This is a genomic window from Rhodococcus sp. IEGM 1354 (genome assembly GCF_030056855.1).
Classification (GTDB): Bacteria; Actinomycetota; Actinomycetes; order Mycobacteriales; family Mycobacteriaceae; genus Rhodococcoides.
This window is the reverse complement of record NZ_JASHKT010000002.1, coordinates 326,679-342,947: the sequence shown is the minus strand read 5'-3', so window position 1 is coordinate 342,947 and position 16,269 is coordinate 326,679. Positions and strand designations below refer to the sequence as shown.

Below are 16,269 nucleotides of genomic sequence, written 5' to 3'. Positions count from 1 at the left end.
TTCCTTCCATGAGTGAATGGGTTGTGCTGCTGCGCGGCATCAACGTCGGCGGCATCAACATCAAGATGGTCGACCTCCGCGCAGCTCTGGCCTCGGCCGGCTTCACGAATGTCCGCACGATTCTGGCGACCGGCAACGTACTGCTGCAGTCGCCGCTGGCGGCCGCCGCCCTGAAAGCACAGGTGGAGAGCACGCTCGCCGAGACGTTCGGCTACCGAGCCTGGGTTGTCGTACTCGACGTCCCGACACTGAGGGCGATAGTGGAGTCCTACCCGTTCGACGCCGAACGGGAGGGCTGGCATCCTTATGTGGTGTTCGGTAACGACGATAGCCATTTGACCGAATTGTCCGCTCTTACAGTGGAACTCGACCCCGATCTCGAGAGGATTGCCGAGGGGAACAGGGTGCTCTACTGGGAGGTGCGCAAGGGCAACACCACCGACAGTACGTTCGGAAAAGCCACGGCGAAGGCGAAGTACAAGGCCACGACCACCACGCGGAACGTCCGCACTCTCGTGAAGATTCTCGCGTGACCGTTCTCGCTGCGGCATTGGTCGCCGCCGTTCTCGTCTTCGCCATCGTTCGCCCCCGGGGACTACCCGAGATCGTTGCTGCACTTCCAGCGGCCGCAGTGGTTCTTCTCGTCGGCCTCGTCAGCCTCGACGCCGCCCGTGAGCAGGTACTCGAACTCGCACCCACCGTCGTCTTTTTGGCGTTCATCCTGATCCTGGCGCATCTGTCGGATGCCCTCGGTGTGTTCACCTGGATCGCTGCGAAGCTACGCCGCGGATCCAAGGGCAGCCCCCGCAGACTGCTGACCCTCGTGTTCGCCGCTGCCGCGGCCACCACAGCCGTACTGAGCCTCGACGCGACCGTTGTTCTGCTGACACCGGCCATCATCGGTGCCGCTCGGATCCTGGGGATGTCGCCGCGTCCACACAGTTACGCCACTGCGCACCTGTCCAATTCGGCGTCGACCTTGCTGCCGGTGTCGAATCTGACCAACCTGCTGGCCTTCGCTGCGACGGGCCTGACCTTCCTTCACTTCACCGCACTGATGGCGCTACCGTGGATTTTCGCGGTCGCCATCGAACTGGCGGTGTTCCTGATCTTCTTCCGCAAGGATCTGACCCGCACTGCGACACCGACGGACTCCGCGACCGAACACAGCACTGACGACGTCCCAGCACCGCGAAGCACACTCGTCATCCTCGGCGCGACATTAATCGGCTTCGCCGTGGCAGGACTGTTCGATATCGAACCGTTCTGGGTGGCTGCCGTGGGGTCGATTGCGCTCGCGATCCCGGCACTTCGAGCTCGCCACACCACGCCTCGCGCGATTCTGCGCGGTGCCGATCTGCCGTTCTGTGGCTTCGTCTTCCTTCTCGGAATTGTCGTGCTCGGCGTGACGACGGGCCCGATCGGCGACTGGCTGGCGCGAATTCTGCCGTCGGACACCACCTTCGCGTCCCTGTTGGCCGCAGCTGCCATTGCGGCGGTGGCGTCGAACATCGTCAACAACCTGCCCGCTACATTGCTGCTGCTGGCGGCCTTCGGCGCGGACGCTCCCCCGGCGTTGTTGCTGGCCATGGTGATCGGGGTCAACCTCGGGCCCAACCTTACCTACGTCGGTTCACTGGCGATCATGTTGTGGCGACGCGTCGCATCGGCCAACGACGAGCCGGCGGATCTGAGGACGTTCACCATTCTCGGCGTCATCACGACCCCGTTGACCATCGTCGGAGCAGTGGCGGGCCTGTGGCTGGCGCTGCAGATCTGAGACCCGCACCTCCGCAGGATCAGGTCAGGTGAGACGTGTCGTTGACCAATTTCACCGATGCCCCGCCGTCGGGGTAGAACTCGGCGATGCTCAGCGACGCGAGGTCCAGGTGCATTCGGTAGAGCAGTGACGGTCCGACGTCCAGTGCCAGTTGCAGCAGTGTCTTGATCGGCGTCACGTGTGTCACGACGACGATCGTCTTACCCGCATAGTCTTCGATCAATCGATCGCGGGCCGATTCGATTCGAGTGCGCACTGCGTCGAAACTTTCACCGTTGGGCGGGGTCACCGAGGTGTCGCCCAGCCAGGCCCGATGTTGCTCGGGATAGCGGTCTTTCGCCTCTGCGAAGGTCAGACCTTCCCAGTCGCCGAAGTCCGTTTCGGTCAGATCGTCGACGGTGGTCACATCGAGTCCGAGTGCACCTGCCGCGGCGTCGGCGGTCTGTCGGGCGCGGCCGAGAGGGGACGACACGATCGCTGCGATGTCGTCGTGTCGGCCGAGCCTTACCGCCGCAGCGGTGGCCTGTCGAACCCCCAGCTCGGTCAGTTCCGGATTTCCGCGGCCGGAGTATCGCCGGTCGACCGACAGCGCGGTCTGGCCGTGGCGCAACAACAACATTCGAGTGGGGTCGCCCACTGCACCGGTCCACCCGGGGGCCGCCGCGGGTTGCTTCGCGGCCGGTTCGGAATCGGGCAGATCAGGAAGGTCGATCCCCTTGGCCGCGGCGTCCATCGCCTCGTTCGCCAGACCGTCGGCGTGTGAGTTCTGCTCCCGCGGAATCCACTGGAAGGTGACGCGATCGAACGTGCGAGCAAGCTCCGCCGCTCGGCGATTGAGCGGAATCATGTCGGGATGCTTGACCTTCCAGCGTCCCGACATCTGTTCGACGACGAGTTTGGAATCCATCCGAACCTCGACCTCACGGGCACCCACGTCCGCGGCCGCGGTCAACGCGGCGATGAGGCCCCTGTACTCGGCCACGTTGTTCGTTGCGATTCCCAGTGCCTCCCGGCGTTCGGCCAACACCTCGCTGCGATCTGCCGAGAACACCACGGCTCCGTACCCGGCAGGCCCCGGGTTACCGCGGGAGCCGCCGTCGGCTTCGACGACGACCCGTTGCGCGGCACTCAAATTCCGGACTCCTTGGTGCGCACCAGGATTGCGTTGCATTCCGAGCAACGAACCAGAGCATCGGCAGGCTTGTTGGCAATGCTCGCAATTTCGTTGCGATCGAGCTCGATTCGGCATGCGCCACATCGGCGGGCCTGCAGCAATGCTGCGCCTCGACCGGTCAGTGCGCGCTGCTTCTCGTACAGAGCCAGCAGATCGGCCGGCATACCCGAGATCAATGCCTCGCGACGCTCGGCGCTCCGCTTCTCGGCGACGTCCAGATCTGCGACAGCGTCGTCGCGGCGACGACCGGCGTCGACCATTTCGTCCTCGATCTGCGTCAGCTGCGCCCCGGCGTGTTCGTAGTCGCGTTCGCTGGCCTCGCGCTGTTCCATGACTTCGAGCAGTTCTTCCTCGAGGATGCTCTGCCGCCGTTCGAGACTGCCCAGCTCGTGCTGCAGCTCGGTCATCTGCTTGGGCGCAATCGTGCCGCTCTCGAGCATCTTCTTGTCGCGCGCCTCGCGCTGGCGAACGGCATCGACTTCGCCCTCGAGCTTGCGGATGTCGCGATCGAGGTCGTCCATCGAGATCTGCACCGTAACGGCAGCATCCTTGCGGGTGATGCGCTCGGCCTCGAGTTTGTCGACCTCCTGCTGCTCGGGGAGGGTCTTTCGGCGATGGGCGATCTGCGAGAGTTCGGTATCCACACCGGCCAATTCGAGTAGCGAGGCCTGGACTTTGGGATCGACGTTCACGCTTGATGACTCCTGCGACTATGGAAGTTGATTCCGATTACCCTACCGGCTGCGCAGAACGTACCGAGCCGGATCCGTGCACTCCCCGGTCGCGGGGTTCGTCGGTCACAGCGTCCACGGGTCGGTACGCACATCGCTGACCCTGCTGCTCCAGCCCTCCGTCTCGCCGAATTCGGCGTCCACGACGCCCCTCGCCTGAGCACACCACGGGAACTCCGACGCCCAGTGGGCCGTGTCGATCACCGCGGGCCCACCCGCCCTCAGGTGCTCGTCGACGGGATGATGCCTGAGATCGGACGTGACATAGACGTCGGCGTCGGTCCGCGCGACGGTTGCGAGGAACGAGTCCCCTGCTCCCCCGCACAGGGCGACGATCGACACCGTCGCGTCCGGATCGCCCGCCGCTCGCACTCCCCAGCTGGTGGCCGGCAGAGCGTCTCGGACGACCTCGGTGAACTCGGCGAGCGTCATCGGATCAGGCAATCGTCCGATCCGCCCCAAACCGGTGCACGACGGTAGGGCCGCGGATTCGAAGACATCGAACGCGGGCTCCTCGTACGGATGCGCGCGCCTGAGCGCGGACTGTATCCGGGCGCGGTCGGCCCGGGATGCCACCACCTCGATTCGGTCCTCGGTCACGGTGTGGACTTCGCCGACGACACCGAGCGTCGGATGAGCACCGGGCTGCGGCCGGAACTGGCCGAGCCCCTCGGTGTGCCAACTCGCTTCGCTGTAGTCGCCGATCTCACCGGCTCCGGCGTCGAACAGCGCCTGGCGCACCGCCGCGGTGTCGGCGGACGGCACGAATACGACCCATTTGTCGTGCGCCGGAGCAGGAATGGGATCGAGTGGCCTGGTGTCGATCACACCGAGGGCCGACGCGAGTGCGTCGGAGACACCGGGATCGGCCGAGTCTGCGTTGGTATGGGCGGTGAACAGCGCGCAGTCGGCCTTGATCAGGCGGTGGATCACCGAGCCTTTGGCGGTGTCGGCCGCAACCGAATCGACTCCTTTGAGCAGCAGAGGGTGATGGGCGACGATGAGGTCGGCACCCCAGGAAATGGCCTCGTCCACGACGGCCGGGGTGACGTCGACGGCGTAGAGCACTTGTCGCACAATGGAATCCGGATCTCCGCATACCAATCCCACTGAGTCCCAGCTCTCGGCCAATCGAGGCGGGTATGCCTTGTCGAGAACCTCCATAACGCTCGCCAGAGTCACTGCCATGCCGATTGCTCTCCTCACAGAACGGTGTTCAACGCATGCACCAGTATGTCGACGTGTGCCGAGTCCCGTACGGCGACGCGTAGGTAGTTGCGATCGAGTCCGGGAAACGTGTCGCCGCGCCGAACCGCAATTCCCCTCGTGCGCAAACGTTCTCGGATCCCGTCGGCGTCATCGACCCGCGCCAGAAGAAACGGCGCTCGCGCCGGTCCGGCAATGTCGAGACCGAGTGCGGTCAGTCTCGCGATCATGGCGTCACGTTCGGCGTCGATACGCAGGGCGTCGGCTCGGGCCTGCTCGACCGCGAACGGCTCGGTACAGGCACGGATTGCTTCGAGTTGCAGAGTGCCGAGTGGCCAGTGCGCACGGCCCCGCTGCATTCGTTCGAGTACGTCGGGATGGGCCAGAGCGTAGCCGCACCGCAACCCCGCCAATGCCCACGTCTTCGTCAGGCTTCGGAGTACCAGCACGTCCGCGACGCTGTCCGAGGAGACCGATTCTCCTGCTCCCGTCACTGCGTCGGCGAATGCTTCGTCGACCACGACCGTGCGGCCGGGCCTACGCAGACCGAGTACTTCTTCTCGGGGATGCAGCACCGACGTCGGATTGGTGGGATTGCCGACGATCACCATGTCGGCGGCCTCGGGCACCAGGCCCGGATCGAGCAGAAACGGCGGCGGGAGTAACACCCGATGCACGGGAATGCCGGCCTGCTCGAGCACCCAGTCGGGCTCGGTGAACGACGGATGCAGGGTTGCCACGAGGGCCGGCTCGAGCCGCGGCAGCATCGCGAATCCTTCGGCTCCGCCACCGAGCAGCAGTACCTCGTCCGGCTCGCGTCCGTGGTGTGCAGCAACCTGCTCCCGCGCCGCCCGCTCGGCTGCCCCCGATGGATACGACCCGAGCAAGTCCAGTGCTGCAGCGAGCCGATCACGAAGCCACGGCGGCGGACCGTTACCGCGCACGTTGACGGCGAAGTCGACGAGGCCCGAGCCGACCTCGAGATCTCCGTGATGACGGAGAAGTGCATCGGGGCCGGACGCTGTATCGGACATCGCGACGAGCCTAGCCGTCACGTGCACCGATAGGCTCAGGCCATGTCTGCCGCTCTGCCCGCATCCGTTGTCCTGTTCGATCTCGACGGAACGTTGACCGATTCTGCGCCGGGAATTCACGCAGGATTTCGCCACGCGCTGGCCTCGGTCGGTGCTCCCGAACCGACCGAACAGCAACTTTCTCTCGTCGTCGGTCCACCGCTGATCGACACTCTGCGCTCGATGGGCCTGGACGAGGAGGCAGCTCAGCGCGCGCTCGCCGCCTATTTCGACCGCTACGACGAGCGGGGTTGGGCCGAGAACACCGCGTTCGACGGCATCGAGACAGTGCTGACGCGATTGCAAGAGCGCGGTGTTCGGCTGGGCGTGGCGACGTCCAAATCGGAGCGCTTCGCCGTCCGGATTCTCGACCACTTCGGGTTGTCCCGGTACTTCGACTTCATCGGCGGTGCCAGCAACGACGGGTCGCGACGTGCGAAATCCGACGTCATCGCGCACTCGTTGACCAATCTCGGCATCGATCCCGTCGAATCCGCAGACGGCGGCACCGCAGGCGTGATCATGATCGGCGACCGCGACCACGATGTGCACGGCGCGGCCCGGTTCGGAATTCCGGCGGTCTACGTGGAATGGGGCTACGGCATCGACGGTGAGAGCGACGACGCCGCGTTCACCGCGTCGAGCATGGACGAACTGGCCGTCGTGCTCGAGCAGAACACGGAGGCGTCGCGGTGAGCGAGCCACTGCATGTGACGTTCGTGTGCACCGGAAACATCTGTCGATCACCGATGGCCGAGAAGGTGTTCGCCGCACACCTACGCGAGGCGGGTCTGGGTGACGCTGTCCGCGTATTGAGCGCGGGAATCGACGGGTGGCATGTCGGCGACGGGGCAGACCCGCGGACGGTCGCGGAACTCGATGCGCACGGCTACGAGAGCGAACACGAAGCGAACCAGGTGGGACCGGACCACCTCGCTGCCGATCTGATCGTTGCTCTCGACACCGGCCACGCTCGATCTCTACTGCAGTTGGGTGCACCGGCCGATCGGGTGCAGCTGCTGCGTTCGTTCGATCCCGACGCCGACGATGCGTCGGTCGCAGATCCCTACTACTCGTCGGATTCTGCGTTCACCGAGGTGCGAGAACAGATCGAGGATGCCGTGCCCGGCTTGATCGATTGGGCGCGGTCTCGGCTGACTGCCTGACCCGGCTACCGTGGTGGGGTGGAGAAGTTACGGTTCTTGCTGCGTCCGAAGTGGTTGGTGCTGGCCGCCGTCGCGCTGGCGTTCGCATTCTTGTGCTTCAGCGTGCTCGCTCCGTGGCAGCTGGGCAAGAACACCTCGACTTCAGCACGCAACGACTTGATCACCCGATCGGTCGGGGCAGATCCGGTGCCGATCACCGACGTTCTCACCGGAAACGGATTCGCGGCCGACGACGAATGGCGGCGGGTGATCGCGCAGGGCAGTTACGTGGAGAATTCCGACGCCCTGGTGCGGCTGCGCAGCATTCGTGAGCAGCCCGCGTACGAGGTCATCACTCCGTTCGTCATCGACGGTGGCCCTACTGTTCTCGTCAACCGCGGATACGTGCTCCCGGTGGAGGGAACGCGACCGCCCGAGTTCGCGGCAGCTCCGACAGGCCCGGTCACTCTCGATGCCCGCGTTCGTCAGGCCGAAGGAACATCACGTGAGCCGATCCAGGAGGACGGCCGCCTGCAGGTGTACAACATCAACCCGGAGCAGATCGGCGCAGCGGTCGGCGTCGACGCGATCGACGGGTATCTGCAGCTCGACGACGGCCAGCCCGGTGGCCTCGGGCTCATCGAACTACCGCAGACCGATGCGGGCCCGTATCTTTCCTACGGACTGCAGTGGTTGGCGTTCGGCATCATGGCACCGTTGGGTCTTGCGTATTTCGTCCGCGCCGAGCTGCGGGAGCGACGCATGTCTCGAACCGAGATGGCCGACGCGATGTCCGATGAGTCCGACCCGACGTCCGACGACGATTCCGCGCCGGACGACGAAGAAGAATTCACTCTTCCGACCCGACGCGAGAAGCGCGCCAGGGCCCGCGCGGCATCACAGGCGAGAACGCCGACGGATCCTCGCTTGGCGGATCGATACGGCAAGAACCGCTGACGCGGCCGTCGCGAGTTCTTGCACCCGCGTCGACAGAGCGACTGCTCGTCGAAGGTCCCGTGCCGTGGGCGCTCGCCCGTCGCCGAGTGTCGGCCTGATCTCCACGCCGTGCCGGTACTGAGTGCGCCCACCGAGCTGTAGTCCGAGCGCTCCCGCCGACGCGGCTTCCGGCACCCCGGCATTGGGGCTGGGATGACGGGACGCGTCGCGTCGCCACACCCGTAGCGCGTGTGCCGCAGAACCCTGCACCAGCGGTGCCGCGAGAACGGTCGCCGCACCCGTGACTCGTGCCGGCAACAGGTTCAGCGCGTCGTCGAGGCGTGCGGCGGCCCATCCGAAACGTAGGTATTTCGGAGACCGGTATCCCACCATTGCATCGAGTGTGTTGCTGGCTCGGTACGCCAGGATTCCCGGTACGCCGGCCAGGGCTCCCCACACCACGACACCGACTGTCGCGTCGGATGTGTTCTCGGCAATGGATTCGAGTGCCGCGCGCGCCAGCCCGTCGGAGTCGAGGAATGCCGGGTCACGCCCGCACAGTGACGGGAGCAATGCGCGTGCGCCGGGCAGGTCGTCTCGGTCGAGGCGATCGGCCATCGAGCGACCTACTACCGACAACGATGTTCCGCCCAGCGCGGCCCACGTCGCGGTAGCCACCAGAGCGGCCTCGGCCGGTGGGCCGAGACGCGACACTGCTCGCGTGGACGCGATTCCGAGTGCGGTGACGCCTCCGACCATTACGGCGGTATGGAGGACACCCGCAATCCTGTTGTCGCGGTAGAGCCGAGCCTCGACGCGAAGGGCAGCCGTTCCGAATCCTGCTACCGGATGCCATCGCTGTGGGTCTGTGAACACTCGATCCAGGCCGTATCCGACCAGCAATCCGATCGCTCGGGGGTGTGTCCACATCGCACGAATCTATCCACCGGCCATCCGGTGTGCGGAATCGGTACGGGTCAGGCCCAGCGCCGGTTGTACGCGCCGGACAGCTGACGGCTCCTGAAGTCGATGTCGCTTCCGTCGTTGAGCAAGGCGATGGCCATACCGACGAAACCGATTGCTGCTACTACGAACATGCTCATGATTCCCCCAAGAATCGTTGTGGGCCTGCCGCGGCGGTGCCGTGGCCGACGTGTTCCGAAACAGATTGTTACCCGTCGGTAGGGCGATTCCCACTGCTTTGAGGTCGGCGTCACGTGTGTCTGTCGTCACGAGACGCCGGACACATAGAACGTCCAAAATTCAACGGCCACCGTCGATCTCGTGCATTTAGTGACCGCGACTATCGACCGACGGGCACCGCACGCATGTGGGGCTCCTCGGCCACGACCGATCCGATGAAGTCGTCCACCACCTTCACCCGCGCCAACCCCGTCAGCTCCCGCGGAATCACCGTCCAGTAGGTGCGTTCGACCGAGACGAGGCCCGGCAGCACCGGAATCAACGTGTCGTCCGGTTCGCCGATGTAGCTGGGCAACGGCGCAATTCCCACGCCGGACCGCGCCGCGATCCACTGGCCGGTGATGTTGTTGGTCTGAATCTGCGCCCGACCATCGGGCAGGATCGAATCCAGGATGCGTAGCGGCGCAACGTCGAGCAGCGCATCCACATAGGAGATCAGGGTGTGCCCACGCAGACCGTCGACCGAGTCGATCGTCGACTGCGCAGCCAGGTACCGCCCGGCGGCATAGAGCGCCAGGGTGTAGGTCGCCAGTTGCCGGGCCACCACCAACCTTGGCGACGGCCGTTCCAACGTGATCGCAATGTCGAATTCCCTGGTGGCCAACGAGTTGTGCTCGGTGGCGGTGACGAGTTCGATATCCAGATCGGGATGCTTGTCGCGAAGCGCACCCAATTTCGGCGTGAGAACGAAGGCACCGAATCCGTCCGGGGCCGCGATACGCACCGTCCCCCGCAGCGATCCGGTATCGGATGTCTGATCCTCGAAGGCGGCGATCAGCGTGGACTCGACGGTTTCGGCGTACCCGACCAGCCTGCGCCCCGCCTCGGTCAATCGCCATCCCGTCGGGGTTCGGTCGAAAAGTCGCTGTCCTGCGGACTTTTCGAGTGCCGTGATACGCCGACCGACCGTGGTGTGGTCCACGCCGAGTGTTCGAGACGCGTCGGTCAGACGTCCCGTTCTCGACACTTCGAGGAAATAGCGAAGGTGGTCTGGGTTGAACACTCGCCCACCTTATCCCCCTGTGCATTTATGCACGGCAGTCTGCGATTTTGGCCTTTGACATGTGCATCGATCCCAATGAGACTCGAGACACACCGATGGAAGGAACGAACGTTGACCGACGTCATCTCACACTGGCTCGATGGTAAGACTTTTTCCGGATCTTCCGATCGGACGTCACCGGTCACCAACCCCGCCACCGGGGAGGTCACCGGCACCCTCACGCTCGCCGACCGGAGCGATGCCCGCGCCGTCATCGACGCCGCCGCAGCTGCCTTTCCCGCGTGGCGCGACACCTCCCTGGCGAAGCGCACCTCGATCCTCTTCTCCTTCCGAGAACTGCTCAACGCCAAGAAGAACGAGCTGGCCGAGATCATCACGGCCGAGCACGGCAAGGTGCTCTCGGACGCCCTCGGCGAGATTTCTCGTGGTCAGGAAGTGGTCGAATTCGCCTGTGGTATAGCCCACCTACTCAAGGGCAGCTACACCGAGAATGCATCCACCGGAGTCGACGTCTACTCGATTCGTCAGCCGCTCGGGCCGGTGTCCATCATCTCCCCCTTCAATTTCCCTGCCATGGTGCCGATGTGGTTCTTCCCCATCGCGATCGCCGCCGGTAACACCGTCGTGCTCAAGCCGTCGGAGAAGGACCCGAGTGCCAGCATCTGGCTCGCGCGGCTTTGGGCCGAAGCAGGCCTGCCCGACGGCGTGTTCAACGTGCTGCAGGGAGACAAGGAGGCCGTCGACGAATTGCTCGAGAACAAGAAGATCAAGTCGGTCTCCTTCGTCGGATCGACGCCCATCGCTCAGTACGTCTACTCCACCGGTACCGCCAACGGCAAGCGTGTTCAGGCCCTCGGCGGTGCCAAGAACCATGCCGTCGTCCTCCCCGATGCAGATCTCGACCTGGCCGCGGACGCCATGGTCAACGCCGGCTTCGGCTCGGCGGGTGAGCGATGCATGGCCATCTCGGCTCTCGTGGCCGTCGGGAAGATCGCCGACGAGCTCGTCGCCAAAATCGCCGAACGCACCACGCCACTGGTCACCGGCGACGGCACCCGCGGTGCCGACATGGGCCCGCTCGTCACCCAGGTACACCGCGACAAGGTTGCGTCCTACGTCGACGCGGGCGAGGCGTCCGGTGCCACGATCGTCGTCGACGGCCGCGGAGTGAAGGCTGATGGCGGAGAGAACGGATTCTGGCTCGGCCCCACGCTCATCGACCATGTGACACCGGACATGAGCATCTACACCGACGAGATCTTCGGTCCCGTGCTCTCGGTCGTCCGTGTCGACACCTACGACGAAGCCCTCACCCTGATCAACGACAATCCGTACGGCAACGGCACGGCGATCTTCACCAACGACGGCGGGGCGGCGCGGAGGTTCCAGAACGAGGTCGAGGTCGGCATGGTCGGTGTCAATGTGCCGATCCCCGTTCCCATGGCGTACTACAGTTTCGGCGGTTGGAAGAGCAGTCTGTTCGGCGACAGCCACGCTCATGGCACCGAAGGAGTGCACTTCTTCACGCGGGGTAAAGCCGTCACCAGTCGCTGGCTCGATCCCAGCCACGGCGGTATCGATCTCGGCTTTCCTGCAAACAACTGAGTTCTACAAAGCCCATGTGCGTGGAACTTCGTAGCCCACTACGAAGTTCCACGCACATGGAGATACCGCGAAGGAGCACTCCATGGTTGCCAATATCTCGTTTCCACGTTTTCTGAAACTCGGCGGCGGTGCTGTCGAGGAGCTGGGTACGGTACTGACCGACCTGGCCGTATCTCGTCCCCTACTCGTCACCGATGCGTTCATGGCAGGCAACGGCTCGGCCGATCGACTGATGACGATCATGACCGAGGCCGGTAAGTCGCCTGCTCTGTTCTCGGGCACTGTGCCCGATCCGACGACGGATTCTCTGGTCGCCGGTCTCGAAGCGGTGCAGCAGCATTCGGCCGATTCGATCATCGGGTTCGGCGGCGGCAGTCCGATGGACACGGCCAAGGCGTTGGCCATTCTCGCCGTTCAGGGCGGGACTATGCGGGACTTCAAGGCCCCGGTGCTCTCCACCGGTCCGGCGCTTCCGATCATCGCCATTCCGACGACCGCGGGAAGTGGTTCGGAGGCAACGCAGTTCACCATCATCACCGACGTGGCCTCGGACGAGAAGATGCTGTGCCCCGGCCTGTCCTTTCTGCCGATCGCGTCGATCATCGACTTCGAGCTGACGATGTCGATGCCGGCGCGTCTGACCGCCGATACCGGCGTCGACGCTCTGACACACGCCATCGAGGCATACGTCAGCAAGAAGGCCAACCCCATCTCCGACGGCTTGGCGCTCAGCGCAATTCGCACCATCGGAACGTCGCTGCTTCGGGCGTATCGAGACGGAGAAGACCGGCAGGCACGCGAGGCCATGATGCATGCGTCCACCCAGGCGGGAATGGCGTTCTCCAACGCCAGTGTCTGTCTGGTCCACGGGATGAGTCGACCGATCGGCGCGCATTTCCATGTCGCACACGGATTGTCCAATGCGATGCTCTTGCCTGCCGTCACAGCCTTCTCCATCGGCGGAGCCCAGTCCCGCTACGCCGACTGCGCCCGCGCCCTCGGTGCGGCATCGGAAGCCGATTCGGACGCGGTTGCCGGAGGCAAGTTGCAGTACGCCATCGTCACGCTGTGCCGTGAGGTCGAAGTTCCCACTCCGGAGACGTTCGGCATCGACAAGTCGACGTGGGACGACCTGTTGCCGCTGATGGCCGAGCAGGCTCTCGCGTCCGGCAGCCCCGGTAACAATCCGGTCGTTCCGACGGCTGAGCAGATCGTCGATCTGTACCGCCAGGTGTACGCCGGAATCTAGGCCTAGTCACCGGACACGCGGGCGGCAACCTTGTCGCGCCGCGTGTTTCGGCGTTGAACGATGATTCCGCCGATCACCGTCACTGCCGCCAGCACCGCCGAGAGGAGGATCGACGATCGTTGCTCCGGCCGTACCACCATCATCACCAAGACGAAGACGATGAATCCGATGGCCAAATAGGTGAGCCACGGGTAGAGCCACATCAGAACGGCTGGGCGCTCGCCGTCGCGATCGAGTTGGCGACGCAGCACCAGTTGACTGCTGGCGATGGCCAGGTAGACGAACAGAGCCACGGCACCGGTCGTCGCGAGCAGGTAGGTGAAGAGCTTCTCGGGAAGAATGTAGTTTCCGACCACGGCGAGGAAGCCGAGAACCATCGAGGCGATGACGGCAACCCACGGCACCCCGTTGGCGGTGATCTTCTTGACTGAGCGCGGCGCATCGCCGCGATCGCCGAGCGAGTAGAGCATGCGCGACGCGGTGTAGAGCGCCGAATTCAGGCACGACGCCACGGCGGTCAGAATGACGATGTCCATGATGGTCTCCGCGTGGGGAATTCCCATCTTGGACAGCACATACTGGTAGGAGCCGGTTGCTGGGTCCAATTCGTTCCAGGGAACGAGTGCGACGATGACGAAGATCGATCCGAAGTAGAAGATCGAGATACGCCAGATCACCGAGTTGGTGGCACGGGTGATGCCCTTTGCAGGATCCTTGGACTCGGCGGCAGCGATGGTGACGATCTCGGATCCCATGAAGGAGAACATCGTCGTCAGCATGGCTGCGATCACCGCGCCGAAGCCGAGCGGCATGAAGCCGCCGGAGGCCCACAGTTGGTCCACGCCACTGACTTCGGAGTTCGGCAGCCAGCCCAGGATGGCGGCGATGCCGAGGCCGATGAACGCGACGATGGCCACTACCTTGACCAACGCGAACCAGAACTCGAACTCGCCGTAGTTGCCGACGCTGATCAAGTTGGTGGCGGTGAGCGCGACGACGATGATCAGAGCCCACATCCATTGGGCACCGCCCAGCCAGTTGGTGAGGATGGCGGCAGCGGCGGTCGCCTCGACGGGGATCACCAATACCCAGAACCACCAGTACAACCAACCGACGGAGAAGCCGGCCCAATGTCCCAGTGCCCGGGTCGCATACGTCGAGAACGAACCTGTGTCGGGGTTGGCGGTGGCCATTTCCCCGAGCATGCGCATCACCAAGATGACGAGGAGTCCGGCGAAGAAGTAGGCCAACAACACCGCAGGTCCTGCGGTGGCGATGGCGTTGGCAGAGCCGACGAACAGTCCGGCACCGATCACTCCGGCTATCGAGATCATCGTCACGTGCCGTGGTTTGAGACTGGTTCCCAGTCCGTGCTCTCCGGTATCTGGCTTATCCGTAATTGCCATTTCAACAGTTCAACACAAGGCCGGGCCCTCCGCAGCGGGTGACCGAATTGTCCAGACAATCAGTAATACATACGGCGGGCTTAGGCGCGGCCCCCGCCGGGCATACTGACGACATGACTGTCGATGCTGGGCGCTCCACGGACTCGATCACCATCGTCGGCGCGGGCATCGCTGGTGCCGCCTGTGCCCGAGTACTGCGCGCGGCGAGCGTTCCGTTCCGCATCGTCGATCGTGGACGTGCACCGGGCGGACGGATGTCCTCCCCCGAGCTTCACGGGCGTCGTGTCGATCTGGGTGCCGGCTACTTCACCGTCCGCGATCAGGATTTCGCGACGGTGGTGTCGGACTGGGAGTCGAGGGGCCTCGCGCGCCAGTGGGCCAACACCTTCGGCATCCTCAAGCCCGATACCGCGCCGTGCACCACCACCGGCCCGGTTCGATGGGCCACCCCGAACGGACTCCGTTCTCTGGTGCGAGACTTGCTGGCAGACTTCGACATCGAAGGTGCCTCCGAGTTGACCGACCTACCCGACGGCCACGTCGTGGTTGCGATGCCCGATCCTCAAGCGACTCGACTGACCACAGTCCCCGACGCCGTCGATTACGAACCGGTTATCGCGGTGGCATGTGGATTCGACGGGTTGGATGTGCCGTTCCGCGACGCGGCCTTCGTCAACGATCATCCCGATATCGCGTTCGTCGTCGACGACGGTGCCCGGCGGGGTGACGGTGCGCCCGTGCTGGTGGTTCACACGACCCCCGAGCGGGCTCAGCAGCACCTCGCCGATCCCGACGCAGTGATCGCCCCGGTCCTCGACGCGCTACGCAAACTGTCGGTAATCTCCACGGCACCCAACTGGACGCATGCCCATCGCTGGACGTTCGCAAAGCCTGCGGCGCAACATGATTCCACCTTTGCGCTCGAGCTGCGGGACGGGCGACTCGTCGGATTCGCAGGCGATCAATGGTGTGAATCCGGCGCGCCCAGGGTGGAAAGCGCTTGGCGATCGGGCACGGATCTGGGTATGGAACTGGTTGGTCGGCTCCAGAGCTGACGCCGTCACACCTCAGCTGATGAAGGTCACCGTCTCACTCAACGGTGCACGGCTGGTGCGGAATCCGTTGATCGGGTGGCTCTCGTCGGGGTAGCCGAACGAGATGCCGGCTACCACGCGGCGGGTATCGGGGATATCGAACCATTCGTGGACGAACGGCGAGTACGCGGCGAGCGCGGCCTGCGCTATCGCGCCTAAGCCGAGACTCTGCGCGGCCAGCAGGAACGTCTGCAGATACAGCCCGCAGTCGACGGCACCGTAGACACCCAGGTCCGCATCGGTGGTGATGATTGCCGCGTGTGGGGCGTCGAACAGCTCGAAATTGCGAATGAACTGACGCGTCGTCGCCTCGGTGTCGGACTTGACCACGCCGATGCTCTCGTAGAGCGCACCGCCACACTCACGACGACGTGCCCGGTGCAAGGCGTTGTAGTTGGCCGGAAACGGAAAATCCGGTTGCGGCACACCGGACGCCACATGTTCCACCAAGGCCTCGGAGAACTTTCGCGTGGCATCGCCCTCGGTCACGATTATTTGCCACGACTGGGTGTTGGACCAGGAGGGAGTTCGCTGGGCAGCGGTCAGCAGTTGCTCGAGCACGTCGCGTGATACCTGCTTCGGCAGGAACTGCCGGCATGAGTACCGCTCGTCGAGTAAACCTGTCAACGATTCGTACCGGGTCACGTCGTCCGCCTCACATCGT

17 protein-coding genes are annotated in these 16,269 nt (G+C 64.4%); 8 read left to right on the top strand and 9 right to left on the bottom strand.

All coding sequences use genetic code 11. The annotated features are described in order from the left end of the window. The first annotated feature begins 8 nt into the window (after positions 1-8). Both QM588_RS06100 and QM588_RS06095 read left to right on the top strand, forming a co-directional pair. The gene (locus QM588_RS06100) at positions 9-533 is read left to right on the top strand and encodes a DUF1697 domain-containing protein (RefSeq protein WP_283312178.1); all 525 of its coding nucleotides are present in this window, start codon (positions 9-11) and stop codon (positions 531-533) included. Further along, positions 530-1,780 carry an SLC13 family permease gene (locus tag QM588_RS06095; RefSeq protein WP_283312177.1) on the top strand — a complete coding sequence of 417 codons (1,251 nt, stop codon included), beginning with the start codon at positions 530-532 and terminating at the stop codon, positions 1,778-1,780. The genes QM588_RS06100 and QM588_RS06095 overlap by 4 nt, the downstream gene beginning before the upstream one ends. Before the next feature lie 19 nt (positions 1,781-1,799). Here the strand turns inward: QM588_RS06095 and QM588_RS06090 are convergent, their stop codons facing one another. The 4 genes from QM588_RS06090 to cobC form a co-directional block, all read right to left on the bottom strand. Beyond that, positions 1,800-2,912: a bifunctional RNase H/acid phosphatase gene (locus QM588_RS06090; protein ID WP_283312176.1), complete on the bottom strand. Its 1,113-nt coding sequence runs from the start codon at positions 2,910-2,912 to the stop codon at positions 1,800-1,802. Continuing rightward, positions 2,909-3,646 (bottom strand): zinc ribbon domain-containing protein, encoded by a 738-nt coding sequence (locus QM588_RS06085; protein ID WP_027497425.1) that lies wholly within the window; start codon positions 3,644-3,646, stop codon positions 2,909-2,911. Before QM588_RS06085 ends, QM588_RS06090 begins: the two co-directional genes overlap by 4 nt. Before the next feature lie 105 nt (positions 3,647-3,751). Continuing rightward, positions 3,752-4,873, bottom strand: coding sequence for a Nif3-like dinuclear metal center hexameric protein (locus QM588_RS06080; protein WP_283312174.1), 1,122 nt, complete (start codon positions 4,871-4,873; stop codon positions 3,752-3,754). Between the two features lie 14 nt (positions 4,874-4,887). Next, positions 4,888-5,925, bottom strand: coding sequence for an Rv2231c family pyridoxal phosphate-dependent protein CobC (gene cobC, locus QM588_RS06075; RefSeq protein ID WP_283312173.1), 1,038 nt, complete (start codon positions 5,923-5,925; stop codon positions 4,888-4,890). 42 nt (positions 5,926-5,967) lie between these two features. Between cobC and QM588_RS06070 the strand changes: the two genes are divergently transcribed. From QM588_RS06070 to QM588_RS06060, 3 genes are read left to right on the top strand one after another with little or no spacing between them, the layout of a single operon-like run. Next, positions 5,968-6,660: an HAD-IA family hydrolase gene (locus QM588_RS06070; protein ID WP_283312172.1), complete on the top strand. Its 693-nt coding sequence runs from the start codon at positions 5,968-5,970 to the stop codon at positions 6,658-6,660. Then, on the top strand, positions 6,657-7,130 hold the full coding sequence (locus QM588_RS06065) for a low molecular weight protein-tyrosine-phosphatase (protein WP_283312171.1): 474 nt from the start codon (positions 6,657-6,659) through the stop codon (positions 7,128-7,130). Before QM588_RS06070 ends, QM588_RS06065 begins: the two co-directional genes overlap by 4 nt. A gap of 18 nt (positions 7,131-7,148) precedes the next feature. Beyond that, positions 7,149-8,066 carry an SURF1 family cytochrome oxidase biogenesis protein gene (locus QM588_RS06060; protein WP_283312170.1) on the top strand — a complete coding sequence of 306 codons (918 nt, stop codon included), beginning with the start codon at positions 7,149-7,151 and terminating at the stop codon, positions 8,064-8,066. Here QM588_RS06060 and QM588_RS06055 read toward each other — a convergent pair. The 3 genes from QM588_RS06055 to QM588_RS06045 all read right to left on the bottom strand — a co-directional run bounded on the left by QM588_RS06055 (position 8,007) and on the right by QM588_RS06045 (position 10,251). Further along, complete coding sequence (locus tag QM588_RS06055; protein WP_283312169.1) at positions 8,007-8,975, bottom strand: cobalamin biosynthesis protein; 969 nt, start codon at positions 8,973-8,975, stop codon at positions 8,007-8,009. The genes QM588_RS06060 and QM588_RS06055 overlap by 60 nt on opposite strands. Before the next feature lie 47 nt (positions 8,976-9,022). Next, positions 9,023-9,148, bottom strand: coding sequence for a hypothetical protein (locus QM588_RS06050; RefSeq protein WP_283312168.1), 126 nt, complete (start codon positions 9,146-9,148; stop codon positions 9,023-9,025). A 200-nt stretch (positions 9,149-9,348) separates the two neighbouring features. Further along, positions 9,349-10,251 carry a LysR family transcriptional regulator gene (locus QM588_RS06045; RefSeq protein WP_283312167.1) on the bottom strand — a complete coding sequence of 301 codons (903 nt, stop codon included), beginning with the start codon at positions 10,249-10,251 and terminating at the stop codon, positions 9,349-9,351. A 75-nt stretch (positions 10,252-10,326) separates the two neighbouring features. Here QM588_RS06045 and QM588_RS06040 point away from each other — a divergent pair, with 75 nt between their 5' ends. Then, on the top strand, positions 10,327-11,856 hold the full coding sequence (locus QM588_RS06040; RefSeq protein ID WP_283312166.1) for a CoA-acylating methylmalonate-semialdehyde dehydrogenase: 1,530 nt from the start codon (positions 10,327-10,329) through the stop codon (positions 11,854-11,856). 82 nt (positions 11,857-11,938) lie between these two features. After that, a complete protein-coding gene (locus QM588_RS06035) occupies positions 11,939-13,105 on the top strand; it encodes an iron-containing alcohol dehydrogenase (protein WP_283312165.1) in 1,167 nt (388 codons plus the stop codon). A 2-nt stretch (positions 13,106-13,107) separates the two neighbouring features. Here the strand turns inward: QM588_RS06035 and QM588_RS06030 are convergent, their stop codons facing one another. Beyond that, the gene (locus tag QM588_RS06030; RefSeq protein WP_283312164.1) at positions 13,108-14,511 is read right to left on the bottom strand and encodes an amino acid permease; all 1,404 of its coding nucleotides are present in this window, start codon (positions 14,509-14,511) and stop codon (positions 13,108-13,110) included. 113 nt (positions 14,512-14,624) lie between these two features. Between QM588_RS06030 and QM588_RS06025 the strand changes: the two genes are divergently transcribed. Continuing rightward, positions 14,625-15,566: an NAD(P)/FAD-dependent oxidoreductase gene (locus QM588_RS06025; RefSeq protein ID WP_283312163.1), complete on the top strand. Its 942-nt coding sequence runs from the start codon at positions 14,625-14,627 to the stop codon at positions 15,564-15,566. A gap of 12 nt (positions 15,567-15,578) precedes the next feature. Here the strand turns inward: QM588_RS06025 and QM588_RS06020 are convergent, their stop codons facing one another. Beyond that, on the bottom strand, positions 15,579-16,250 hold the full coding sequence (locus QM588_RS06020) for a nitroreductase (protein ID WP_283312162.1): 672 nt from the start codon (positions 16,248-16,250) through the stop codon (positions 15,579-15,581). Positions 16,251-16,269 lie beyond the last annotated feature (19 nt).

What these genes read in the sequence shown, in the direction of transcription:
- QM588_RS06100 (WP_283312178.1), top strand. Translation starts at nt 9, where the DNA reads ATGAGTGAATGGGTTGTGCTGCTGCGCGGCATCAACGTCGGCGGCATC.
- QM588_RS06080 (WP_283312174.1), bottom strand. Translation starts at nt 4,873, where the DNA reads ATGGCAGTGACTCTGGCGAGCGTTATGGAGGTTCTCGACAAGGCATAC.
- cobC (WP_283312173.1), bottom strand. Translation starts at nt 5,925, where the DNA reads ATGTCCGATACAGCGTCCGGCCCCGATGCACTTCTCCGTCATCACGGA.
- QM588_RS06070 (WP_283312172.1), top strand. Translation starts at nt 5,968, where the DNA reads ATGTCTGCCGCTCTGCCCGCATCCGTTGTCCTGTTCGATCTCGACGGA.
- QM588_RS06055 (WP_283312169.1), bottom strand. Translation starts at nt 8,975, where the DNA reads ATGTGGACACACCCCCGAGCGATCGGATTGCTGGTCGGATACGGCCTG.
- QM588_RS06050 (WP_283312168.1), bottom strand. Translation starts at nt 9,148, where the DNA reads ATGAGCATGTTCGTAGTAGCAGCAATCGGTTTCGTCGGTATGGCCATC.
- QM588_RS06040 (WP_283312166.1), top strand. Translation starts at nt 10,327, where the DNA reads ATGAGACTCGAGACACACCGATGGAAGGAACGAACGTTGACCGACGTC.
- QM588_RS06035 (WP_283312165.1), top strand. Translation starts at nt 11,939, where the DNA reads ATGGTTGCCAATATCTCGTTTCCACGTTTTCTGAAACTCGGCGGCGGT.
- QM588_RS06030 (WP_283312164.1), bottom strand. Translation starts at nt 14,511, where the DNA reads ATGGCAATTACGGATAAGCCAGATACCGGAGAGCACGGACTGGGAACC.
- QM588_RS06025 (WP_283312163.1), top strand. Translation starts at nt 14,625, where the DNA reads ATGACTGTCGATGCTGGGCGCTCCACGGACTCGATCACCATCGTCGGC.